Source organism: Streptomyces sp. NPDC050509, from assembly GCF_044457965.1.
Lineage (GTDB): Bacteria > Actinomycetota > Actinomycetes > Streptomycetales > Streptomycetaceae > Streptomyces.
Genome location: NZ_JBITHL010000011.1, coordinates 261,014 through 284,454, shown reverse-complemented (window position 1 = coordinate 284,454; position 23,441 = coordinate 261,014). Strand labels below are relative to the sequence as shown.

Annotated in this window: 19 protein-coding genes; 8 read left to right on the top strand and 11 right to left on the bottom strand. The window is 71.5% G+C overall.

The window, feature by feature from the left end:
- Nucleotides 1–16: 16 nt before the first annotated feature.
- Entirely contained in the window at nucleotides 17–823 is an 807-nt protein-coding gene (locus ACIBJC_RS30070) for a 5-oxoprolinase subunit PxpA (protein WP_399297807.1), read from the bottom strand.
- Between the two features lie 70 nt (nucleotides 824–893).
- Nucleotides 894–2,270, bottom strand: a complete 1,377-nt coding sequence (locus tag ACIBJC_RS30065; RefSeq protein WP_399297805.1) for an MFS transporter — start codon at nucleotides 2,268–2,270, stop codon at nucleotides 894–896.
- 699 nt (nucleotides 2,271–2,969) lie between these two features.
- Between ACIBJC_RS30065 and ACIBJC_RS30060 the strand changes: the two genes are divergently transcribed.
- The 4 genes from ACIBJC_RS30060 to ACIBJC_RS30045 all read left to right on the top strand — a co-directional run bounded on the left by ACIBJC_RS30060 (nucleotide 2,970) and on the right by ACIBJC_RS30045 (nucleotide 6,687).
- Entirely contained in the window at nucleotides 2,970–3,605 is a 636-nt protein-coding gene (locus ACIBJC_RS30060; protein ID WP_329825429.1) for an RraA family protein, read from the top strand.
- 74 nt (nucleotides 3,606–3,679) lie between these two features.
- Nucleotides 3,680–4,750, top strand: a complete 1,071-nt coding sequence (locus ACIBJC_RS30055) for a D-2-hydroxyacid dehydrogenase (protein WP_399297802.1) — start codon at nucleotides 3,680–3,682, stop codon at nucleotides 4,748–4,750.
- Between the two features lie 40 nt (nucleotides 4,751–4,790).
- Entirely contained in the window at nucleotides 4,791–5,561 is a 771-nt protein-coding gene (locus tag ACIBJC_RS30050) for an SDR family oxidoreductase (protein ID WP_399297800.1), read from the top strand.
- A 91-nt stretch (nucleotides 5,562–5,652) separates the two neighbouring features.
- Nucleotides 5,653–6,687: a zinc-binding dehydrogenase gene (locus ACIBJC_RS30045; RefSeq protein WP_399297798.1), complete on the top strand. Its 1,035-nt coding sequence runs from the start codon at nucleotides 5,653–5,655 to the stop codon at nucleotides 6,685–6,687.
- A gap of 33 nt (nucleotides 6,688–6,720) precedes the next feature.
- Here ACIBJC_RS30045 and ACIBJC_RS30040 read toward each other — a convergent pair whose 3' ends face one another.
- The 3 genes from ACIBJC_RS30040 to ACIBJC_RS30030 form a co-directional block, all read right to left on the bottom strand.
- Nucleotides 6,721–7,374: a response regulator gene (locus tag ACIBJC_RS30040; protein WP_399297797.1), complete on the bottom strand. Its 654-nt coding sequence runs from the start codon at nucleotides 7,372–7,374 to the stop codon at nucleotides 6,721–6,723.
- 4 nt (nucleotides 7,375–7,378) lie between these two features.
- Nucleotides 7,379–8,896, bottom strand: coding sequence for a sensor histidine kinase (locus ACIBJC_RS30035; RefSeq protein WP_399297795.1), 1,518 nt, complete (start codon nucleotides 8,894–8,896; stop codon nucleotides 7,379–7,381).
- Between the two features lie 80 nt (nucleotides 8,897–8,976).
- On the bottom strand, nucleotides 8,977–10,203 hold the full coding sequence (locus ACIBJC_RS30030; RefSeq protein WP_399297793.1) for a Clp protease N-terminal domain-containing protein: 1,227 nt from the start codon (nucleotides 10,201–10,203) through the stop codon (nucleotides 8,977–8,979).
- 381 nt (nucleotides 10,204–10,584) lie between these two features.
- Between ACIBJC_RS30030 and ACIBJC_RS30025 the strand changes: the two genes are divergently transcribed.
- On the top strand, nucleotides 10,585–12,042 hold the full coding sequence (locus ACIBJC_RS30025) for a cation:dicarboxylate symporter family transporter (protein ID WP_399297836.1): 1,458 nt from the start codon (nucleotides 10,585–10,587) through the stop codon (nucleotides 12,040–12,042).
- Between the two features lie 36 nt (nucleotides 12,043–12,078).
- Here ACIBJC_RS30025 and ACIBJC_RS30020 read toward each other — a convergent pair whose 3' ends face one another.
- The 5 genes from ACIBJC_RS30020 to ACIBJC_RS30000 form a co-directional block, all read right to left on the bottom strand.
- Nucleotides 12,079–13,251: an ROK family protein gene (locus ACIBJC_RS30020; RefSeq protein ID WP_399297791.1), complete on the bottom strand. Its 1,173-nt coding sequence runs from the start codon at nucleotides 13,249–13,251 to the stop codon at nucleotides 12,079–12,081.
- A 118-nt stretch (nucleotides 13,252–13,369) separates the two neighbouring features.
- Entirely contained in the window at nucleotides 13,370–16,669 is a 3,300-nt protein-coding gene (locus tag ACIBJC_RS30015) for a PQQ-dependent sugar dehydrogenase (protein ID WP_399297789.1), read from the bottom strand.
- A gap of 37 nt (nucleotides 16,670–16,706) precedes the next feature.
- A complete protein-coding gene (locus ACIBJC_RS30010; protein WP_399297788.1) occupies nucleotides 16,707–17,690 on the bottom strand; it encodes a sugar phosphate isomerase/epimerase family protein in 984 nt (327 codons plus the stop codon).
- Between the two features lie 218 nt (nucleotides 17,691–17,908).
- On the bottom strand, nucleotides 17,909–18,862 hold the full coding sequence (locus tag ACIBJC_RS30005; RefSeq protein WP_329825419.1) for a hypothetical protein: 954 nt from the start codon (nucleotides 18,860–18,862) through the stop codon (nucleotides 17,909–17,911).
- A 411-nt stretch (nucleotides 18,863–19,273) separates the two neighbouring features.
- Entirely contained in the window at nucleotides 19,274–19,804 is a 531-nt protein-coding gene (locus ACIBJC_RS30000) for a DinB family protein (RefSeq protein WP_399297786.1), read from the bottom strand.
- Between the two features lie 122 nt (nucleotides 19,805–19,926).
- Here ACIBJC_RS30000 and ACIBJC_RS29995 point away from each other — a divergent pair, with 122 nt between their 5' ends.
- From ACIBJC_RS29995 to ACIBJC_RS29985, 3 genes are read left to right on the top strand one after another with little or no spacing between them, the layout of a single operon-like run.
- The gene (locus ACIBJC_RS29995) at nucleotides 19,927–20,802 is read left to right on the top strand and encodes an ABC transporter substrate-binding protein (protein WP_399297784.1); all 876 of its coding nucleotides are present in this window, start codon (nucleotides 19,927–19,929) and stop codon (nucleotides 20,800–20,802) included.
- Nucleotides 20,803–20,819: 17 nt separating this feature from the next.
- The gene (locus ACIBJC_RS29990; RefSeq protein ID WP_399297782.1) at nucleotides 20,820–21,731 is read left to right on the top strand and encodes an amino acid ABC transporter permease; all 912 of its coding nucleotides are present in this window, start codon (nucleotides 20,820–20,822) and stop codon (nucleotides 21,729–21,731) included.
- On the top strand, nucleotides 21,728–22,579 hold the full coding sequence (locus tag ACIBJC_RS29985) for an amino acid ABC transporter ATP-binding protein (protein ID WP_399297780.1): 852 nt from the start codon (nucleotides 21,728–21,730) through the stop codon (nucleotides 22,577–22,579). Before ACIBJC_RS29990 ends, ACIBJC_RS29985 begins: the two co-directional genes overlap by 4 nt.
- Before the next feature lie 55 nt (nucleotides 22,580–22,634).
- Here the strand turns inward: ACIBJC_RS29985 and ACIBJC_RS29980 are convergent, their stop codons facing one another.
- Nucleotides 22,635–23,384: an SDR family NAD(P)-dependent oxidoreductase gene (locus ACIBJC_RS29980; protein ID WP_399297778.1), complete on the bottom strand. Its 750-nt coding sequence runs from the start codon at nucleotides 23,382–23,384 to the stop codon at nucleotides 22,635–22,637.
- Nucleotides 23,385–23,441: the final 57 nt, after the last annotated feature.

Below are 23,441 nucleotides of genomic sequence, written 5' to 3'. Positions count from 1 at the left end.
ATCGCGCGCTCGTCCCTCAACGGGGGAGCGCCACCTCCGCCTTCTCCGCCAGGACGTCCCGCAGGCCCGTGACCCGGACGTCCGCCGCGTCGAGTGCGGCACGCAGCGCGGTGCCGTTCTCCAGCACCGTGGGGTGGTCGCCGTGCAGCAGCAGCACATCGGCGTCGTGGCCGAGCGGTACGACGTTGCCGTTGACCGAGCGCACCGTGCCCTCCCGTACGACCTGGACGCCCCGCTCGCCGATGAGCCCGGGGTCGTGGACCAGGCCCTGCTCGTGCGAGCGCGGGACGGGCATGCCGTCGTCGCCGTATCCGCGGTCGGCCAGGAACACGTAGCCGACCTCCAGGTCCCGCTTGCGCGACTCCTCGGCGAGCAGGCCGCGCTGACAGATGACGATGTAGTCGGTGTTGTACGCGGCGATCGCGTCCGTGATGGCACGGGCGTGTTTGGCGTCGGTCTGCGCGATCGAGCCCATCCGGCCGTGCGGGGCGACATGGCTGATCGTGCCGCCGTGGACGCGTGCGAAGGCGTCGAGCGCACCGAGCTGGTAGAGGACGTCGGTACGGATCTCCTCCTCCGACGCCTCGATGAGCCGGCGGCCGAACCCGACGAGGTCGGGGTATCCGGGGTGGGCGCCGAGCTCGATGCCGCGGGCGACGCATTCGGCGACGGTCCTGTCGATGATGCGCGGGTCACCGGCGTGGAAGCCGCAGGCGATGTTCGACGAGGTGACGAGGCCGAGCAGGGCGTCGTCGTCGCCGATCGTGTAGTTGCCGAAGCTCTCGCCGAGGTCGGCGACGACGGCTACCGAGTTGATTCCCATGGTGTCTCCCGGGAGTGGTGGCGGTTCAGTGGGACGCGAGTCGGTGGGATTCGAGTCAGTGGGATTCGAGTCAGTGGGTTGCGAGCGGCCGGCCCTTGGTCTCGCGGAGGAACGCGAGGGTGATCAGGGTGATCAGGGCGGTGATGATGGAGGCGAACGCCGGGATCAGGTTGGATCCGGTCGACTCGATCAGCGTAGTCATCAGGAGCGGGGCGCTGCCGCCGAAGATGATCGTCGAGATGCTGAACCCGATGCTGTACGCGGAGTAGCGCACCGTGGTCGGGAACAGCTCGGCGAGCACGGTGTGCACCACCGCGGCGTGACCGGAGAACGCGATCGCGAGCACGGTGGTGCCGATGCACGCGAGGCCGAACTCGCCGGTGGTGATGAGCAGGAACATCGGGTAGGAGACCACGGCCATCGCGACCGCGGAGAGGACGAGCACGGGCTTGCGGCCGATACGGTCCGACAGCCGGGCCATGAGCGGGATACAGATCACGATGGCGATCAGGCTGACCGCGGTGACCATGAGCGCCCGCAGCATCGGGAAGTTGTGTTCGCCGAGCGAGGTCTTCAAGTAGGTCGGCATGTACACGAACAGCAGGTAGTAGCCGGGGCCGTTGAGCGCGGGCAGGAAGATCGTGAGCGCGATCGCCTTCAGGTGGCGCGGGGAGGTCAGCGCGGCCTTCAGCGGGTTGCGTACGACGATGTTCTGTTCGCGCAGCGCCGTGAAGTGCGGGGTCTCCTCCAACTGGCGGCGGATGTAGAAGCCGACGTAGCCGAGCGGGACGGCGAGGAGGAACGGGACCCGCCAGGCCCAGGAGGTCATCGCGTCGTCGCCGAGGGTCGTGATGAGGACGGCGGAGAAGGCGCTGCCGAACATGAGGGCGACGAACGAGCCGACGGCGATGAAGCTCATCATGTAGTTGCGGCGCGCGTCCGGGGCGTACTCGCCGACGAAGGACATCGCGCCGGCCACCTCGCCGCCCGCCGAGAAGCCCTGCAGCACACGGAGCAGGACCAGGAGGATGGGCGCGAAGACACCGATGGCGGCGGAGGAGGGGATGAGCCCGATGGCCGCTGTCGCGGCGGATATGAGCACCAGGAGGGTGGCCAGGAGGGATTTGCGCCCGATCTTGTCCCCGAGGTATCCGCAGATGACACTGCCGAAGGGGCGCGCGATGAAGCTGACCAGGAAACCGACGTTGGTGAGGAAGAGCCCCCCGGCCTCGGCCTCGCCCATGATGTTGATCGCGAGATAGGTGACGAGCAGGCCGTAGATGCCGTAGTCGTACCACTCCACGAAAGAGCCGACCGCGCCGGCGACGGTGGCCTTGCGGACGACCTTGCCGTTCGCGGTGACGACGTCGACCTCTGTCGCGTCGGGCTGCTCCGACGCGGTCTCGTGCCGATCTGACGTGATGTCGAGTCGATCTGACGTTGTCATACGTTCACTTTCGGGGTCGCGGACTCCTGGAACGGTGTCCTGAGAATCGTGCGCTGAACGTGGTCGCTGTCGCTGTCGGCAGTCGCCCCTTGCCGAGGCGGTTCCGTCGGCGTTCCGGGTCCTCGTGGGAAGGCGACGACGGCGTCTCGGCGGAGTTGTGCGGCTTCGGCCCCGTTCGGGGACCCATTCACCGGCTCGGGCCGCCGCCCCCTGCCCGAGTGGGGCCGGGGAAGACATTCACGGCGCGGCGCCGTGGAAAAGTGCCGGAGCCAAGTTGAGACTTGAATCGCGAATGAGAATAGATTCGCATTCCTGGGCGGTCAAGGACTTGCGTTGCCCCGACGTCAACCTTGCGTTTCCATCAGGCTTCCACCCCGGCCACCAGGGGATCTTCCGGTGCCGTCGCGAGAATTTCCGGCGCCCGCGAGACCGCGCCACCTCACCGAAGCACCACTCCGACCAGGGGGACACCCCCCTTCGACCCTTGCCCCGGGACACGGATGGATGCACACTGGCTCTTGCGAAACGCGAAAGGTTTCGCACTTTATGGACCCGAGGGGATGCCCCTGGCCCTCCCGAGCAGGGCGACACCTCTCGGAACCAGGCAACTTCCCTGAGGCGTAAGCCGGTTGGGCGACGCCATGCACCGCAGCCACCCGCGGGCCTCCCCCGCCTCCCCACCCTCCGAAGGAGACCGTGATGCCCGAGGACAACGTTCGCGTGAACACCACATGGGACCGGGTCGACCCCCAGGTGCTCGATCAGTTCCGCGAACACTCCGTGGCCAACCTGGGTGACGCCCTCGACCGGCTGAACATCGTCGACGGAGGCATCGCGCCGATCTGGAGCGGGGCCAGGGCCGTGGGCACGGCGCTCCCGGTGCTCACCGTCGCGGGCGACAACAAGGCCGTGATCGCCGCGCTCGACCACATCCGCCCCGGCGACATCCTCGTCATCAACGCCTTCGGCTACGACGGCCGCGCCATCGTCGGCGACAACCTCGCCCAGCGGTTCGCCCTCTTCGGTGCCGCCGGCGCGGTCATCGACGGCTACGCGCGCGACGGAGCGATCATCGAGAAGCTCGGCGTCCCGATCTTCGCGCGCGGGCTCACCCCCGCCGGTCCGTTCAAGAACGGGCCGGGCACGATCGGCGAGGCGGTCGCCATCGGCGGCGTCGTGGTGAACCCCGGTGACATCGTCGCCGCCGACGAGGACGGCGTCATCGTCATTCCGCCGCACCGCGCCGAGGAAGCGCTCACGGCGGTCAAGGCGATCGTCGCCCGTGAGGCCGAGCTGGACGCCGAGGTCGAGGCGACGCGGAACAGGCTCGCGTGAGTACGGAACAGGCTCGCGCGGGTGCGGAACAGGCGGGTGCGGAACCGGCTCGCGCGGGTGCGGAACCGGCTCGTGTGAGTACGGCCGAAGGCCGGGCGGAGGACAGGCTCAGGGTCGTGGTCGCCGCGCCGCTGTCCGAGGAGAACTGCGCCCGTGTCCGGGAGCTGGAACCCCGGATCGACCTCGTCGTCGACCACGCGCTGCTCCCCCCGATGCGCTGGCCCGCCGACTTCGCCGGCGATCCGTCCTGGCGGCGCACCCCCGACCAGCAGCGTTCCTACGAGGCGGCCGTCGATTCGGCGGACGCCCTGTACGGCGTCCCCGACGTGGCCCCGTCCGCCCTGGCGCGAACGGTCCGTGCCAACCCGCGGCTGCGCTGGGTGCACACGATGGCCGCGGGCGGGGGGAGCCAGGTGAAGGCCGCCGGGCTCAGCGGTGACGAGCTCGACCGGGTCCGGTTCACCACCTCGGCCGGTGTGCACGGCGGGCCGCTCGCCGAGTTCGCCGTCCTCGGGGTGCTCGCGGGCGCCAAGGACCTGCCCCGGCTCAACCGCCAGCAGCGCGACCACGAGTGGAGCGGACGCTGGACGATGCGGCAGGTCGGCGAGCAGACCGTGCTCGTGCTCGGCCTCGGGGGGATCGGCCGGATCGTGGCGGCGAAGCTGCACGCGCTGGGCGCGACCGTCATCGGCACGAGCCGGAGGGACATCGACGTTCCCGGTGTCTCCGCCGTGGTGCATCCCGACCGTATCGTCGAGGTGGCACCGACGGTGGACGCCGTCGTGAACACACTCCCCGGCACCGCGGCGACCGAGCACCTCCTCGGCACACGGTTCTTCGACGCCCTCAGGCCCGGGGCCACCGTCGTCAGCGTCGGCCGGGGAACCGTCGTCGACGAAGCCGCCCTGATCGGCGCGCTCGACTCCGGGCAGGTGGGTTTCGCCGCGCTGGACGTCTTCGAGACGGAACCGCTGCCGGCCCACAGCCCGCTCTGGGACCACGAGCACGTGCTGGTGAGCCCGCACACCGCGGCGCTCGACCCCGCGGAGGACCGTCTCATCGCCGAACTCTTCGCGGCCAACGCCACCCGGCTCCTGGACGGACAGGACCTGCTCAACCGCGTGAACACCGTCGAGTTCTACTGACCAGGTCGCGTTCCACGCACCAGGAAGACGAGCAAGCAACATGACCTCAGCCTTCGATCTGACCGGCCGCGTCGCCCTGGTCACCGGTTCGAGCCGTGGAATCGGACTCGCCCTCGCCGAGGGACTCGCGGACGCCGGGGCCACGATCGTCCTCAACGGCGTCGATCAGGACCGTCTCGAAGCGACGCGCGCGGCGCTCGCCGGGCGGTTCGGCGACGACCGGATCGCGGCCCGGGCCTTCGACATCGTCGACGAGGACGCGGTGGCCAGGGCCGTGGACTCGATCGAGTCCGAGGTGGGCGCCCTCGACATCCTGGTGAACAACGCCGGCGTCCAGCACCGCGAGCCCCTCGTCGACGTGAGCCTCGACGACTGGCGGCGGGTGGTCGACACCGACCTCACCGGCGCCTTCGTGGTGGGCCGCCAGGTCGCCCGGCGGATGCTGCCGCGCCGGGCGGGCAAGATCGTCAACATCTGCTCGGTCCAGACCGACCTCGCCCGCCCGACCATCGGCCCCTACACGGCGGCCAAGGGGGCCCTGCGCAACCTCACCCGGGCCATGACCGCGGAATGGGCGGGTGAAGGGCTGCAGATCAACGGGATCGCACCCGGATACATCCACACCGAGATGACACAGAAGCTCGTGGACGACGAGACGTTCAACGCGTGGATCCTCGGCCGCACCCCGGCCCGGCGCTGGGGGACGGTGGCCGATCTGGTCGGCCCCGTCGTATGGCTCTCGTCCAGCGCGTCCGCCTATGTCAACGGCCAGGTCGTCTTCGTCGACGGCGGCATGACCGTCGTCGTCTGAGAGCCGTCGTCCGAGAGTCGTCGGCTGTCGACGTCCGAGAGTCGTCGACTGAGAGTCGTCGACTGTCATCGTCCGAGAAAGGGAATCGTTCATGACACCGCACACCACCACGGCTGTCGTCGCCCACGGTGCGGACGACCTGCGCGTCGAACGCGTCGCCGTGCGGTCCCCCGGGCCCGGCGAGGCGGTCGTCGCCGTCGCCTACGGCGGCATCTGCGGCTCCGACCTCCACTACTGGCGGCACGGCGCCGTCGGGGAGTCCGTCCTGCGGGCACCGATGATCCTCGGGCACGAGGTGGTCGGCACGGTCGTACGGGAGGCCTCGGACGGCTCGGGACCCGCTGCGGGTACCCCGGTCGCCGTCCATCCGGCGACGCACGAACACACCGACGTCCGCTTCCCGGGGGACCGGCCCAACCTCTCCCCCGGGGTGCGCTACCTCGGCTCGGCCGCCCGCTTCCCGCACACCGAGGGGGCCTTCGCCCGCGAGATCGTGCTGCCCGTGGGAATGCTCCGCGCACTGCCCGCCGGGATCGACCTCCGCGTCGCGGCGCTGGCCGAGCCGGCCGCCGTCGCCTGGCACGCCGTGTCGCAGGCCGGCGACCTCGGCGGCAAGCGCGTCCTCGTCGTCGGCAGCGGTCCCATCGGCGCGCTCGCCGTCGCCGTGGCCGCACGCGCCGGCGCCGCGGAGATCGTGGCGGTCGACCTCCACACCAAACCCCGCTCCATCGCGACCGCCGTCGGAGCGACACGGACACTCGACGCCACCGACACCGCGGCCATCGCCGCGGTGGACGCGGACGTCGTGATCGAGTCCTCCGGCAACCACCGTGGTCTCGCCTCCGCCCTCGCCGGGGCCACCCGGGGCGGCACGGTGGTCATGGTCGGCCTGCTGCCCAAGGGCGACCAGCCGGTGCCGATCGCTCACGCCATCACCCGCGAACTGCGTCTGGTCGGCTCGTTCCGGTTCAACGACGAGATCGACGAGGTGATCGCGGCGATCGCCGACGGTTCCCTGGCCATCGGCCCGGTCGTCACCCACACCTTCCCGGTCGACGAGGCGCTGGAGGCGTTCGGCGTCGCCGCCGACGCGTCGGTGTCGGGCAAGGTGCTCCTCGCGTTCTGACCACCCGGCCTGGGGCGAGGGCCGGAGGGAGTGTCAGCCGTCGGTGAGGAGGCCCGCATCGTGGGCCAGGACGGCGGCCTGTACGCGGTTGGCGCAGCCGGTGCGGGTCAGGATGCGGCTGATGTGCGCCTTGACCGTACTGGCGCTCAGATGGAGTTGATCGGCGATCTCCGCGTTCGACAGGCCCGTACCGAGCAGCCGCAGGACGTCGCGCTCGGCCGCCGTCAGTCCGTCGGTCCTGCGCAGGGCGGCCTCGGTCTCGTGGCCGGAGCGTACGTGCCGTTCCAGGAGCTGCCGGGTGATCCGGGGCGCCAGTACGGGTTCGCCGGTCGCGGCGAGCCGTACCGAACGGATCAGCTCGGTCGGGCCCGTGTCCTTGAGCAGGAAGCCGGTCGCGCCGACACGCAGCGCCCGGGTGACGCTCCGTTCCTCGCCGAAGGCCGTCAGCATCACCACGTGGGTACGGGGCGAGGTCCTGGCGATCTCCTCGGCGGCGGCGATGCCGTCCGTGCCGGGCATCTGGATGTCGAGCAGCGCCACGTCGATGTCCTGGCCCCGGCAGGCGGTGACCGCCGCACGGCCGTCGGCGGCCTCGGCGGTCACCTCGATGTCCTCCGCGTTCTCCAGGATCAGCCGGATGCCGGCGCGCATCAGGGTCTCGTCGTCGGCGATGAGGACTCGGATCATCGCCTCATCCTACGACCGCCACCACCAGCAGAATGACGAGGAAGGCCACAGTGGGAAGGATGACGAACGCCGCCGCGCAACCGGCGCCCAGCACTCGCGGCCAGGTCAGCACGGCGGTCGAGAGCGGGGGGTACGCCCCGGCGGTCTCCCCGGCCCTCTCCCCCGGACGCCCGGGGCGCGCCGCGTGCGCGGACGGCTCCCGGTGCGCGAACGGGTCCGGATGAGCGGACTGTTCCGGGTGTGCGGGCAGCAGGGCCTCGACGCGGAATCCGCCGAGCGCGACGGGGCCCGCCCCGAACGAGCCGCCGAGCAGCGCGATCCGCTCGTCCAGGCCGACCAGCCCGCTGCGGTTCCCGGGCTGCGGCCGACGGGCCACCCGGGGGCGCTCGTTGGTGACGGAGACCGCGATCCGGCCGTCCGCGGGGCGGACCTCCACCCGGGTGGGCGCGCCGGACGCGTGCTTGAGCGCGTTGGTCAGCGATTCGCGCACCACCCGGTGCAACGCCTGACGGGCCTGCGGGGCGGCGTCGGTGGTGTCGGGTCCCGACCAGTCGAGCGTGACGGCCATGCCCGTCCGCCCGGACTCGGCCACCAGGGCCGTGATGTCCTCGCGGGTGCCCCGGCGGCTCCCGGGGTCCGCGGTGGGGTCCTGAAGCTCCGCCCGGCGCAACACCCCCAGGATCTCGCGCAGTTCCTCCATCGCCGTACCTGCGGTGGTACGCAGCAGTTCGGCCTGCCCGGCCAGCGGCGGCGCCTGCCGGGCCGCGGCCATTTCCAGCGCGCCCGCGTGCACCGAGATCAGGCTCAGTTTGTGGCCGAGCAGATCGTGCATCTCCCCCGCGATCCGGTTCCGCTCCTCCATCCGCGCCGCCACGGCGGTCAGCGAACGGGCCTGCTCCAGATAGGCGTTGCGCTCCCGCAGCAGGCTGACGAGCGGACGCCGCTGCCCGAGCAGGGTCCCGGCCAGTGCGGGGAGGCCCAGCAGCAGCACCAGCGAGACCACGTCGCCCGCCAGTATCTGGGGCCATGTCAGGGATTCGGCCGCCAGGTCGCCGCTGATCCGGCCGCCGGTCACCAGGCCGTCCGCCACCCCCAGGACGACGGCCAGCGCGCAGGCCGCGCCCACGGCCTGCCAGGCGCGGCGCGAGGTGACGCGGCGGGTGGCGGACACCACGATCAGGGGCACCGCCACCAGGATCCACACGCTGGAGCCGATGAGCAGCGGCGCCGTGGCGGCCACGACGAGCGCGGGGTGGCGGTGGCGCCCGAGCACCAGGAGAACCGTCCACAGCCCTTCCAGGGCGGCGAGGACGGGCCGGTCCTGGGAGAGTTCCTCGGGCAGGAAGGTGAGCGGGATCAGGGCGAGGGCGGCGACCAGGGCGCAGGCCAGCGCCTCGGTGACGACGGTGCGGCGGCGAGCCGCGCGGAGGGCCGCCGCGCACTCCACCACCTCGCGCCGGGCGACGCCGCGTGCCTTCCGCAGGCCCCTGCGGGCCCGGTCCCTTATGTGTGTCCCCGACACCTTCGCCTCGCTCCTCGTCGTGTTTCCCCCCGGGACCGTAGCGCCCGTCCGACCGGCCGGGGGACGGCGGGTTCGCGTCCTCACGCGCCGGGGCTCGGGCTCAGCCGGTCCTTGAGCGCGGTCACGTCGACGCCCTCGGCGCGCAGCAGCCGCGCGGCCTCCCCCTCGTCGTCGGCGAGCAGGGCGGCCAGGAGATGTACGGTTCCGGCCGTGGTGGAGCCCTGCTCGGCCGCCGTGAGCTGGGCGACGGACTGGGCGCGTTCGGCGGCGGGCGAGCGCGGCACCTCGGTGGCGGCGGGGAAGGGGCCGGGGACCGGGGCGGACACGCCCGCCCTCGCCGCGCGGGCCAGGGAGGCCGGCCGGGCGCCGTACGTACGGAGCAGCGCCGCGGCCTCGTTGACGGCGGCGGTCGTCTCCGGGAACGAGCGGCCGGTGACGGCGAGTGCCCGGTCCAGCGCCATGACGGCCAGCAGCAGATCCGTCAGCTCGACCACGCCGTGTCCGCGCCGTACGGTCTGGCGCTCGGCCTCCAGGAACACCGTGGTGAGCATCCCGTCGCCGTCCGGGCCGCTGCGGAACATCCAGGACAGGAGGACGCGGGAGAGCCCGCCGCCCCCGTCCAGCACGCCCGTACCGCGCATGCCCCGGACGCTCGGAGGCTCCGGGAAGTCCGGATCCGCGGCGGCTCCCGCGTCCAGGGTGTCCAGTGCGGTGGACGCGGCGGCCTTGTCGATCCGTTGCAGCGTCATGGCCTCCAGCGCCCGGCTGTCGGGGAGTTGCAGCAGGGCGCGGGCCACATGCCTGCACCGGACGCTCGGCGTTCCTTCCAGGCGGGCGAGCCGCAGAGCGCGCAGGAGGCAGGCGCGCAGCGCCTCGGACGGCTCGGGCGGGAGGGTGCCCGCCTCGGGGGCGCCACCCCGCTTCTTCTTCTGCGCGGCGCGCCAGGTGGCTTCGCGCCACACGGCGTCGGCCTCGGCCTCGTCGCCGGAGTGGGCCGGGAGGGGATCGGGGGCGGCGGCCGTGTCGTCGTGCGCCCAGGGCCGCTTGCTGTCGGGGAAGGTGAGGGCCTGGATGATGCCGCCGAGGCCGCCGGCCTGGCGTATTCCGGGGGCGATCGCCTCGCCCGCCGTCGTCTCGCCCATGACGAGCATGTGCACCAGGTGTTCGGTGCCTGCGGTCCGGCTCTCGCACGAGGTGGCCTCGCGCGCGGTCTCCGTGAGGAGTTCGACGACGTCGTTCTCGAACTCCGTGGTGTGGACGGTGTCGGCGGGTGTACCGGCTGTGGTGGGTGTCGACGGCTCGGTCATCGGAAAGGTCCCCCCTTGGGTGCGGTGGCCGGTGGTCCGGCCTGTGACCACCGACGCTAGGCCCGGGTCCCGGGTCCGCGCGTCGGCCGACCGGCCATCTCCACCGGCCGATCGGCCATTCCCGTCGGCCGATCGGCCAGGACGGGGCAACCGGTCGGCCAGGGCGGCGGGCGGCCCGCACGTGGCCGTCCGGATTCCCGAACCACATCCCGACGTACCGCGGGGGGCAAGATCCGCAATTTTTTCCTGGCCGTAACACAGGGCCCTCCATCGGAAATACGGGCCCGGCCATAGTGAGCAGCGATCGGAAAAGATCTTCCGCATGACAGAACGCAACAGAAGCTCTCTGAGAAGAGCTGAGTGGAGCTGGAGAGAGTGACTGTGCCGCACACGTCCCCGTCCCTGGTCCGGCGCGCGGCCGGATCCCTGCGTACCTCGCTGTTCACGCAGGTCGTCTTCGCCCTGGTGCTGGGCATCCTGCTCGGCCGGCTCTGGCCGGACGCGGCCACGGCGGTCCAGCCGCTGGGCGACGGCTTCATCCGCCTGATCAAGGCCGTCATCGCCCCGCTCGTCTTCTGCGTCGTCGTGGTGGGCATAGCCGGGGCGGGCGACCTCAAGGGGTTCGGACGGATCGGCGTCAAGGCGCTGATCTGGTTCGAGGTGGCCACGACGGCGGCGCTGCTGCTCGGTCTGGTCGCCGCCAACCTCGTCGGTCCCGGCACGGGCATGAACGTCGACCCTGCCTCGCTCGACCCGTCGGCCGTGGACGGCAGGACGGGGGGCGGGGAGCTTCCCTCGACCTCCCAGTTCATCCTGGAGGCCCTGCCGGACAGCGCGGTCGGCGCCTTCGCGCAGAACTCGCTGCTCCAGGTCCTCGTCCTGGCCTGTCTGGTCGGCGCGGCGGTGCTGCACCTCGGGAAAACGAAGGTCCCCGCGATCCTCCCGGCCGTCGAGCAGGCGCAGCAGGTCGTCTTCGCGGTCGTCGGCTTCATCATGCGGCTCGCACCGCTGGCCGTCTTCGGCGCCACCGCCCATCTCGTGGGCGAGTACGGGCTCGGCGCGCTGAAGACGTACGGAAAGCTGATCGCGCTCTGCTACGGGGTGGCGCTGCTCTTCCTGCTCCTGCTGGCGGTCGCCCTCAAGGTGGTCACGGGGCTCAGTCTGTGGAAGTTCGTCCGGTACACCCGTGAGGAGTTGCTGCTCGCGCTGGGCACCGCCTCCAGCGAGACCGTCATGCCGCGCATGATGCAGAAGCTGCGGGCCGCCGGGTGCCGGGACGACGCGGTCGGGCTGGTGCTGCCCACCGGGTACTCGTTCAACCTCGACGGTGCCTCGATCTACCTGTCGATCGGCACGCTGTTCATCGCGCAGGCCGTCGAGGTGGATCTGAGCCTCGGCCAGCAGGTCACCGTGGTGCTGGTCCTGATGCTCACCAGCAAGGGCATGGCGGGCGTGCCGGGCTCGGCGTTCCTCGCGCTCTCCGCGACGGCGTCGGCGCTGGGCGTGATCCCGGCGGGCGCGGTGGCGCTGCTGCTCGGGGTGGACCGGATCATGGACTCGATGCGCGTCACCACGAACCTGCTCGGCAACTGTGTGGCGGTCTTCGCGGTCTCGCGGTGGGAGGGCGCACTGGACACCGAGCGCGCCGTGCGCGTACTCGACGGGAAGGAGCCGGTCGCGGTCGTGGCGAAGACGGAGGAGGCGGTGGAGGCAGGGGCCGGGGTCCCGCCCCAGGCGGAAGCAGCCGCCGAGCCCGTCAAGCCCGCCGAGCCTGCCGGGCTCACCAAGTCCGCCGAGCCCACCGCGCCGTCCGTGCCCGCCGGGCCCGCCGGAGGCTGAGGTCCCGCCCGTACGCCGGGGTCGTCGGTGCCGCGCTCAGGACTTCTCGTCCTCGCCGTACGCGAGTTCACTCGCCAGGAGCGCCGCGCCGACGACCCCGGCGCGCGGGCCGAGTTCGGACATGACGATCGGCAGGTTGCCGGTGGCCAGCGGCAGCGAGCGCTGGTAGACGACGCTGCGGATCTCGGCGAGTAACAGGTAGCCGAGTCCGGAGAGTCCGCCGCCGATCACGATCATCGACGGGTTCATGAAGCTGACCAGGGTGGCGAGGACCTGTCCGACCCGGTGGCCGCCGGCCCTGATGAGGTTGACGCAGGTGTTGTCGCCGCCGACGGCGCACTCCGCGACGTCGACGGCGGTCAGTGTCCCCTGGGCCGCGAGCCGTTCGGCGAGGGCCGGGGAGTCGCCGGAGCGCGCGGCCTCGGTGGCGTCCCTGGCGAGGGCGACCCCGCCGAAGTACGCCTCCAGGCAACCGGTGTTGCCGCAGGTGCAGACGGGCCCGTCCGCCTCGACCTGGATATGGCCGATGTCGCCGGCGCACCCCTCGGCGCCCCGGTAGATACGGCCGTGGTGCTGCATGCCGGAGCCGATACCGCTGCCGATCTTGACGAAGAGCAGATGTTCGACGGACCGGGCGACCCCGCTGTGCTGCTCCCCGAGGGCCATCACGTTGACGTCGTTGTCGACGACCACGGGGCAGCCGTGCTCCCGGGCGAGGGTGTCGCGTACGGGGAAACGGTTCCAGCCCACCATGATCGGCGGGGAGACGGGGACGCCCTCCCGGAAGCTGACCGGTCCTGGCAGGCCGATGCCGATGGCGTCGAGCCGGGCGCAGTGGCCCTGCGCGGCCAGTTTGTGGAGGAGTTCGCTGATCCGGTTCAGTACGGCGACCGGCCCCGAGCGGATGTCGGCGGCCTCGGAGTAGGAGGCGACGGGTTCGAGTTCGCCGTCGGTGATCTCGATGTCGAGCGAGCTGGCGCCCAGGTCCACGGCGGCGAACCGGAGTCCGGGGTCGAGCTGGACGAGCGTGGAGCGTCGTCCGCCGCGCGAGGCGGCGGGGCCCGCCTCCAGGACCTTGCCGGCGGCAAGCATCCGGTCGAGTTCGGCGAGGAGCCGTGGGCGCGGCACCTCCAGCCGGCCCGCCAACTGGGCGCGGGACAGTGGGCCGTTGTCCCGTAGCAGGGACAGAACGCGGTACTGGATGCTCACAGGCTCACTTCCTCCGACCGTCACTTTTCCACAACGTGGCAGAAGTTGCGTACATCTTGACGAAACTCGCACAGAGCTGCCCCGCCGGGGCGGGGCAGCTCCACGGTGCTTCTGGCCGTCAGCCGGCCAGTCCTCCCTTCACGGCCCGGGCGTCCCTGACGAGGGCCGCGCGCGCCGCCGCGTCCGGGACCAGCGCGGGGTCGCCCGCGGCGGTGGCGAACGCGTCCAGTACGGCTCCGGCCTGGCTCGTCCTGCCCGCTTCGGCGTGTGCGCGTGCCTGGTCGAGCCGGACCGTCAGCCGCTGCCGGCCCTGGTCCGTGACGAGTCCGTCGCCGTGCAGGCGCGGGATCAGCGCGGCGAGGTCACCGAAGGAGGTACGGGTGGTGAAGCGCACCGTCTTCGTGGTGGTGTTGCCCGCCCGGTCCACGGCCTTCACCGTGAGCTCATGGCCGCCGAGCGGGAGCCGCCACAGGTCGAGCGGCTGCCCCGGGGTGATCGCGGCGCCGTCCAGGGTGGTGGTCGTGGTGACCCCGCCCGAGACCGCGTCGGTGGCGGTGACCACGGGCTTCGGGCGCTGGGAGTCCCCGTACACCCCGTCGGCGTCGAGGCCGGTGACGGTGACCGCGGGTGCGGTGCGGTCGATCCGTACGGTCAGGCTGCCGGTCTCGGAGACGTTGCCGCCGCTGTCGGTGGCCCGGTAGCGGACGGTGGTGGTGCCCTCCGCCGACAGGGTGACGGCGGCGTTCGCCGACAGCCAGGTCGTACCGCCGTCGACCGAGTACTGGCGGCTGCTGACCGTGCCGTTGTCGGTGGCGGTGACGCTCAGCGACACGTTGCTCGTGTACCAGCCGCCCGCGCCGTTGGGCCGGGGCGGGTCGAGGGTGGCGGTGGCCTTCGGCGGGGTCCTGTCGGCGACGCCCGCGCCCTGGAAGGCCAGGGAGTCGAGGTCCACGCCTCCGGAGGTGGTGACGTAGAGCTGTCCGGTGCCCGTGGGCGCGTTCGGCAGCGGGGTGGTAACGGCCTGCCAGCCCTCGCCCGCCGGTACGGTCACGGTGGCGAACGGCGCGGCGTCGGCGGCGTTCCAGCGCAGCGCCAGCGTTCCGGCGCCGGAGGCGCGCGTCTTCACCCCGGTGATGCCGGCGAAGGAGACCGGATCGTAGGCGATCCAGTCCCCCGCGTCGAACGAGGTGACCTTGCGCTGTCCCGACGCGGTGGTGTCTTCGGTGACGGTGACCCCTTCGGCGGAGTCGTGGTGCTCGGCCTGCATGAGGGCCGGGTTGAGGATCACCTGGGCGTCCCCGGTGGCGGGCGGGACGCCGCCCGCGCCCTTGTCGGTGTAGGTGATGCCGAGGACGCCGAAGACGTTCTCGGTGTCTCCGTGTCCGGCGTCGGTCGGCGTGACGACGGCGCCCGCGCAGCCGGTGCCGCTGTTGACCGGGTGACCGTGCTGGTTGTGTCCGAGGCCGAAGGTCCAGGCGGCCTTGGCGCAGTCGGGCGTGGCGCCGTCCTCGGGGTCGTCGACGGAGATCGCGTACGGCACGGCGTCGCCCCAGGTGAAGAAGGACCCGTCCGGCGGTGAGGTGATCTTCACGGTGGGCGCGGTGTTGCCGACGGTGATCTGGCGGCTGGTCAGCCCGGTCTTGCCCTGCGGGTCGGTGACCTTCAGCCGGGCCTGGAACTGGCCGTTGTCCGGGTAGGTGCGGCTCGCCGTGGGACCGGTGGCGTCGAAGACACCGTCGCCGTCCAGGTCCCACTGGTAGGTGAGGGCGCCGTTCTCCGGGTCGCTGGAGCCGGTGGCGCTGAAGCTGACCGCGAGGGGGGCCTGTCCGGAGGTCGGGTCGGCCTTGATCACGGCGGTGGGCGCCTTGTTGCCCTCGGCGTAGTCGATCCGGTAGAGGCCCGCGTCGGGGTTCTGGCGGAAGAAGCCGTCACCGTAGTCGAGGACGTAGAGCGCGCCGTCGGGGCCGAACTCCAGGTCCATCGGGTTGTCCCAGGGCGGGATGCCGTTCTCGGACCGTTCGCTGTTGGGGAGGACGTTCTCCAGCTTGCTGACGGGCCCGTCGGGGCCTTCGAGGGTGAGGGCGGCGACGTAGTCCTGGGAGAACTCCCCGAAGAACGCCTTGCCGTCCCAGTACGCGGGGAACTTGCCCGGGGCCGGGTTGTCCGCGTCGTAGTGGTAGACCGGCCCCGCCATCGGGGCCTGGCCGCCGGGGCCGCCGGGACCGCGGAACGCGGTCAGCTCGGGCCAGGGCTGGTCGGTGTCCTTGTCCCCGTACCAGAGGGTGGCCGGGGTGGCCGGGGGCAGCACGCTCGCGCCGGTGTTCCAGCGCGAGTCGTTGACGGGGGCGGCGCAGTCGAAGGCCGGTCCCGGGGTGAGCGTGGCGAAGTCGAAGTCACGGTAAGGGCGCGTGTTGTCACCGGTGCAGTAGGGCCAGCCGCCGTTCATGGGCTTGGTGGTGGTCTGCCACTCGACGTACCCCATGGGTCCGCGGTTCGGGTCGGCGGTGCCCGCGTCGGGGCCGTAGTCGCCCCACATCACGGCGCCGGTCGCCCGGTCCACGGTCATCCGGAAGGGGTTGCGCAGCCCCATCACGAAGATCTCGGGGCGGGTCTTCGGGGTGCCGGCCGCGAAGAGGTTGCCGTCCGGGACGGTGTAACTCCCGTCGTCCTGCACGTCGATACGGAGGATCTTGCCCCGCAGGTCGTTGGTGCTGCCCGCGCCGCGGCGCTCGTCCAGACCGGGGTTGTAGCCGGCCGCGTCGTTGATCGGTGTGTACCCGTTGACGTTGGGTCCGGACGCCGGTGTGTTCCCGCCGGTGGAGAGGTAGAGGTTGCCGTCCGCGTCGAAGTCGACGTCACCGGCGACATGGCAGCACTGTCCCCGGTTGCTGTCGACGCGGATGATCTCCTGGGCGGTGGACAGGTCGAGCTTGTCGCCGGTCCACTTGAACCGGGTGAGGGTGTCGTACCCCTCCCACTGCTTCCAGTACGCGTCGGTCTGCCCGGCGGGGAGCTGGAGCGGGGCGGAGCCCGCCGGAGTGTCGAGCGGCGGGGAGTAGTAGAGGTAGACCCACTGGTTGGTGGCGAAGTCCGGGTCCAGGGTGACGGTCTGGAGCCCCATCTCGGAGTTCTGGTACACGTCGATGTGGTTGACGACCTTCGTCACCCCGCTGCCGGGGTCGGTGAGCCGCAGATCGCCGTTGCGGGCGGTGTGCAGCACCCGGCTGTCGGGCAGGACGGCGAGGTCGATGGGTTCGCCGGTGTCCTTGGTGAGGGTGGCCTTCTCGTAGTTCGCCCAGTCCAGGGCGTGTTCATGGTTCTCGTGCGCCTGGGCGGCGGGGGCGAGCCCCACCAGTCCCAGCGCGGGCAGGGCGGTGAGCAGGACCCCTGCCATCAGACGTCTCAGGGAACGGTGCACGGTGAATGCGTCTCCTCGGTCGTCGGCGGGCGGGGTCTCAGCGCAGGAGCTGGTCGATCGCCGCGAAGCTGCGTGCGGCGGCGCCGAGCGAACCCGGCGGGTTGGGCAGGGTGTTCGGCGCCGTGTCCTGCTCCCAGATGCCGATGTGGGCGGCGCGCGGGCCGATGTCGCGGATGAACCGCTCGTACGGCAGGTCCCCGGCGCCGAACTCGACGATGTCGTAGCCGTTGGCGTTGGCCGGGTTGGCGTCGCCGTCCTTCATGTGGAACAGCGGGTAGCGGTAGGGCTGGTTGCGGACGTACGCGGCCGGGTCGAACCCCGGGAAGCGGTACTGGCCCACGTACGCCCAGTAGATGTCCAGCTCCAGATAGACATGGCGCGGATCGGTGTTCTTGAGGAAGACGTCGTAGAGCCGTACGGAGGGCTGGTCGGTGGCGAAGGCGAACTCGCCCGCGTGGTTGTGCTGGTAGAGCTTGAGGCCGCGGGCGGTGGCCGCCGCGCCCCAGACGTTGAACTCGTCGGCGGCGGCGCGGTAGCCCGCGACCGTGTTGAGGTTCGAGGGCGCGTTGGCCGTCCCGACGTGCGGCATGCCGAGGATCTGCGCGGCGTCCAGCTCGGCCTGGAGGTTCGTGCGGAGATTGCCGATGCCGACATGGCTGCCGACGGCGCGCAGCCCGTTGTCGTCGAGCAGCTTCCGGATCTCGGGGAGGGTGATCTGCCGGCCCAGGATGGCGGTGTCCTGGGTGTATCCGGCGAACTCGACCTCGCGGTAGCCGATCCGGGACAGCTCCGCGAAGACGACGGCGAAGCCGAGGGAGGCGACCTTGTCGCGGATGCTGTAGAGCTGGATGCCGATGCGGTCCTGGGGAATGGTGAGCCCGCCGGCGGCGGTGCGCGGAGCCGGGGCCGCGGAGGCGGCCGTGGCCCCGGTGACGGAGGCGGCGGCGAGCGCCACGGTGGTGCCGGCGGTGGCCCGCAGGAAGTCCCTGCGGTCGAAGGACTTGCGCGAAGAATGGCCCATGGTCACTCCTGAGGGGATGGGCGGGGGGTGTCCGTCACGGGGAGGTGGCGGTGTGGGCGGGGAAGCGGGTGCGGGGGGGCGTGCGGACCCGGCGAGGTGCGCCGACAGGGCGAGGCCGCCGGGCGGTGTACGTACCGGCGGGGCACCGGCGGCGTACGGACCGGCGAGGTGTACGGACCGGGCGAGGCGCCCGGTGTGCCGTCATGAGCCGCCGGGGCTCACTTCAGCCGGGAGTCGCCCGCCGCGTGGGCGTCGGCCCGTGCCTCGGCCGCGCGCTCCGCCGCCTTCCCGGCGAGTTCGTTCCCGCGGTCCCGCGCGGCCACCTTGGCGGAGCGGGCGGACGAGGCCGCCGGGGCGGTCTCGCCGGTGATTCCACCACGGACCCGGGCCAGGTCACCGACCTTGAGCACGGGCGTGTTCCCGGTGGCGGTGAGCGCGCCCCGGACGATCGTGTTGTCGAGTACGGCGTTCGCGGTGTTGCCGGTGACCGCGAGATCGCCGCCGAGGTACGTGGCGCCCCGGCAGGAGCCGAGCAGCCCCTCGCCGCCGAGCTGGAGGGCGTCGGCGTTGTTCTTGTACACGGTGTTGCCCTGGACCTCACTGGCGCAGAGAACACCGCCCAGGGTGTTCCCGCTGACCGTGAGGGCGCCCTTGACGGTGGTGTCGTACACGTCGGTGTACTGGTTACGGTCCCCGGTCAGGGCCCCGCTGAGGGTGGAGCCCGACACGTACAGCTCGCCCGACTCGGCTCTGACGGTCCCGCCGAGGGTGGAGTCGACGGCGTACACGAAGCCCTCGGTGGCGGTGACGCCGGCCTTGACGGTGCTGTCCTGGAGGTGGGCGCCGAAGGCGGCGCGGGTGGTCAGCGTGCCCTTGACGGTGGTGTCGGTGAGGTCGAGATAGGCGTTGTCGCCCACGTTGACGGCGCCGTTGAAGGTGGCTCCCGCGGCGACGAGGTCGCCTCCGTCCTCGACGGTGACCGTGCCCTTGACCTTCGTTCCGGTCAGGGTGCAGGACTTGCCCGCCGGTACGACCAGGTCGCCGCTGACGGTGACGGCGCCGCCGTCCCCGACGCAGGTGGTGTAGAGCGCGGCCTGCGCGGAGCCGGCGAAGGCGACGATTCCTCCGGAGGCCACCAGCGAGGCCGTGGCGATGAACGTGCGTACCTTCATGTCGTTCCCTTCCGCTGCGGTGACGGCCGTGCCGGTGGCGCGGCCGTGACCCCGTACGTCGACGGGGGTGCTGCACAGTGCGTGAGCGTGCGACCGCCGGGGCGGCGGGCGCGCAGCGCCTCGGGACGGGTTCGGTCAGGAACCGACCCGGCCGTGGGGGGAGAGACGTGGAAAGACTCGTGCGGTGGAGGGCGTTCGAGGGAACGCCGGGCGGCTGCGGTGTTACCGCGGCGAAACACTTGTCCGGTGGGCCGAGACATTAGGACGCCGCGTGAGGGCTGTCCAGAGGTTCGGAACGAATCCGTGAAACTTTCCCATGATCCGTCAAAAGATCTGCCGCTCAGAAGAAAAGACTTTCCGGCGGTGCGGGGCCGCACCGCCGGAAAGCCCGTCAGGAAAGAGGTCGGCAGGTCAGTCGGTCCGTGCCGCGTGGAAGCGCTGGGTCAGGCCGATCTCCGCGACGTTCTTGGCCAGTTCGAAGTTGGCCCAGCCCGCCACGTCCACCAGGGCCAGTCCCTCGCCCCAGGGCAGCCCGGCGGTCCGCTCGGTGGAGTCGAGATCGGCGTCGGTGAGCGGGAGCAGCGCCGCGCGCCACTCGTCCCGCAGCCCGCGCAGCCAGTCGGCGGCGGCGTCGGCACCCCCCGGCCAGGTGATCTCCTCGCGCGCGGGCGCGCCGGACCCGAAGCAGTGGGCGTGGGTGGTCGTCCACCAGTAGCCGATGTGCCAGGTCAGCCAGGCGATGGAGGTGTACGGGGCGGGGTCGGGCTCCGGTGTCTCCCAGTCGGCCACCCAGTTCCCCCGGCCGTCGGGGCGCACGGTCCAGCAGCCCGGCACCGGCTCCCAGAGGCAGGCGTCGTCGTCCAGCTCCCGCAGGTAGTACTCGAACAAGGACCAGGTCAGGTCGAGTTGGCGGGTCAGCAATTCGACTCGGGCTGCTGTCATCCGAGGAGCCTGGCAGTCCCCCGATCGCCCGGCAAACCCTTTTGCGGCGTCCGGCGCGGAATTCACCCGCACGCAACGCTGTGATCTCGACAGATCCCCCCGGACGGTGGCACTCTCCCGCCATGCGCCTCACCGCCCGGAGTCCTCTCGTCACCCTTCTCGCCCTCACGGTCGCCGCCGCCACGGGGTGTGCCCCGCAGGAGGAGCCGTCGGCCGCCGGTACGCAGGCCGGCGCCTCCGCGTCAGCCTGTGCCTCGGGCGGGCTCGCCACCGAGACCGAGGGGAAGCTGACGGTCGGCACGGACAAACCCGCGTACGCGCCCTGGTTCCAGGGCGACGACCCGGCGAGCGGCAAGGGCTTCGAGTCCGCCGTCGCGTACGCCGTGGCCAAGGCCCTCGGTTACGGAAGGAGCCAGGTCGTCTGGCAGACCGTCCCGTTCAACAACTCCTTCGCACCGGGCGCCAAGAACTTCGACTTCGACCTCAACCAGGTCTCCATCAGCGACGAGCGCAAGCGGGCCGTCGACTTCTCCTCCGGCTACTACGAGGTCCGCCAGGCCGTCGTCGCGCTGAAGTCGTCCCCGTACGCGGGAGCGAGGAGCGCCGAGGCGCTGAAGGGCGCGAAACTCGGTGCCCAGGTCGGCACCACGAGCCTCGACACGGTCGACGGGATCATCAAGCCGACGCGGCAGCCCGCCGTCTTCCAGAAGAACGACTTCGCCAAGTCCGCGCTGCGCAACGGGCAGGTCGACGCGATCGTCGTCGACCTGCCGACCGCGTTCTACATCACCTCCGCCGAGGTCCCCGACGCGAAGGTCGTCGGACAGTTCGCCAACTCCTCAGGGAAGGCCGAGCAGTTCGGGCTGGTACTCGACAAGGGCAGTGCGCTGACCCCGTGCGTCACCCGGGCGGTCGACGCGCTCCGCGCGGACGGCACCCTCGCCGCGCTGGAGAAGCGGTGGCTCTCCGACGCCGTCGACGCGCCGGTCCTCAAGTGACCGGCGGGAGCGTACGCGTGGCGAAGGGCGGCGGCGGGGAACCGGCGAACGAGGGTGCGCGCGGCGGGCCTCACGACGGGGATCCGTACACGCCGTCGGCGCGGCGGCTCGCCCGCGAACGGTACAAGCGCGCCCGGGCCCGTCGCGCCACCGCGATCGCCGCGCTCTCCACGCTGGTGACGGGCGCCGTCCTCTTCGTCGTCATCACCGGGTCGCCGGGCTGGCAGCGCACCCGCGAGACCTTCTTCAGCGCCGAGTACGCCCGGATGGCGCTGCCCCGGGTCCTCGACGGACTGCTGCTCAACCTGCGGCTGCTGGCGGTCTGCGGCATCTGTGTCCTCGTCCTCGGGCTGCTGCTCGCCGTCGCCCGCACCCTGCGCGGCCCGGTCTTCTTCCCGGTCCGCGCGCTGGCCGCCGCGTACACCGACTTCTTCCGTGGACTGCCCCTGATCATCTGCCTGTTGATGGTCGTGTTCGGGGTGCCGGCGCTGCGGCTCCAGGGTGTCACCACCGATCCGGTGCTCCTCGGCGGCACCGCGCTCGTGCTCACGTACTCGGCCTACGTCGCTGAGGTCTTCCGCGCGGGCATCGAGTCCGTACACCCCTCGCAGCGGGCGGCGGCCCGTTCGCTGGGGCTGTCCAGCTCCAGAACACTGCGGTACGTGGTGCTCCCGCAGGCGGTACGGCGGGTGGTGCCGCCGCTCCTCAACGATCTGGTGTCGCTCCAGAAGGACACCGGCCTCGTCTCGATCGCGGGGGCCGTGGACGCCGTGTACGCGGCGCAGATCATCGCCGGAAAGTACTTCAACTACACGCCGTACGTGGTCGCGGGGCTCGTCTTCGTCGCGCTGACGATCCCCATGACCCGCTTCACGGACTGGGTCACCGCCCGGATGGACCGCCGCCGCGCGCAAGGAGGGACCGTATGACCGCCGACGCCCCGGACATCACCCCCGCACCCGCGCCGGACACGCCGGACAGCGGGGGCGGCGCCCCTCCCGTGCTGCGTCTGGAGTCCGTGCGCAAGACCTTCGGGCGGGACCGGGTCGTGCTGCGGGACGTCACCCTGGACGTGGCCCCGCACACCGTGACCGCGCTGATCGGGGCCTCCGGCTCCGGCAAGTCGACCCTGCTGCGCTGCGCGAACCTGCTGGAGGAGATCGACGACGGGGCGATCTTCCTCGACGGGGCGGAGATCACCGACCCACGGGCCGACGCCGACGCGGTGCGCCGCCGGATCGGCGTGGTGTTCCAGTCGTACAACCTCTTTCCGCACATGACGGTTCTCCAGAACATCACCCTCGCACCGCGCCGGGTCCTCGGCGTCCCCCGCGAGGAGGCGGAGGCGCGTGCCCGCGAACTCCTGACTCGGCTCGGCCTCGGCGACAAGGCGCGGGAGTACCCGGACCGGCTCAGCGGCGGCCAGCAGCAGCGCGCCGCGATCGTCCGCGCCCTCGCGGTACGCCCACGGCTGCTGCTGCTCGACGAGATCACGGCGGCGCTCGACCCCGAACTGGTGGGCGAGGTCCTGTCGGTCGTACGGGATCTCAAGGGCGAGGGGATGACGATGGTGCTGGCCACCCACGAGATGGGGTTCGCCCGCGAGGTCGCGGACCAGGTGTGCTTCCTGGACGGCGGCGTGGTGCTGGAACGCGGCACACCGCAGGAGGTCTTCGGCGCCCCGGAGAAGGACCGTACGCGGCGGTTCCTGCGCCGGATCGTGGAGGCGGGGCGCCTCGGGGACGTGTCGCGCGGGCCGCTCACCGACGATCAGTGAACGTTGACAGCGCGCCAACTCCGGGACCAGCCGTCGCCGAGCCGCGCGGGCCGCATCAGATCTGGTTCTCTCCGCCGTCGACGTACAGGTTGGCGCCCATCATGTAGCTGCTGTCCGCAGAGGCGAGGAAGGCGACCGCGGCGGCGACCTCCTCCGGGCGTCCGATCCGGCCGATGGCGACCTTTGAGCCGATGTCCGCCTTGAAGGCGGCCGAGTTCTCCTCGCCGACGAGTTCGGTGATGCCGGAGGTGTCGATGGGACCGGGCGAGATCGCGTTGACACGAATGCCCCGGCTGTTGAGTTCGTTGGCCCAGGTCCGCGCGAAGGACCGGACAGCGGCCTTGGACGCCGCGTACGCGCCGAACGCCGGTGTGCCGTGGTCGGCGGCCGTGGAGGCGTTCAGGATGACCGAGGCACCGTCGTTGAGGAGAGGGAGTGCCTTCTGCACGGTCAGGAGCGTGCCCTTGACGTTGACCGCGAAGATGCGGTCGAAGTCCTCGTCGGTGATCTGCTCCAGCGTCGCGAACGAGGCGGTGGCAGCATTGGCGAACAGCACGTCCAGGCCCCGGCCCCGCTCGCGCACCAGGTCGTACAGCCGGTCCAGATCGGCCGGGTCCGTGATGTCCCCCGGCACCGCGGTGACCGCGGAGCCGATGGATTCGACCGCCTCCTTCAGCTCGGCCTCGCGTCGGCCGGTGATGAACACGTGCGCCCCCTCGGCCGCCAGCCGTGCAGCAGTGGCCCGGCCGATCCCCCGGGTTCCGCCACCCGTGACGACAGCCGTCTTACCTTCGAGCGTTCCCATGATGTGACCTCTCCCTATTTCTGTTCCGATCGGGACAGAATAAGACCGTAGCACTTC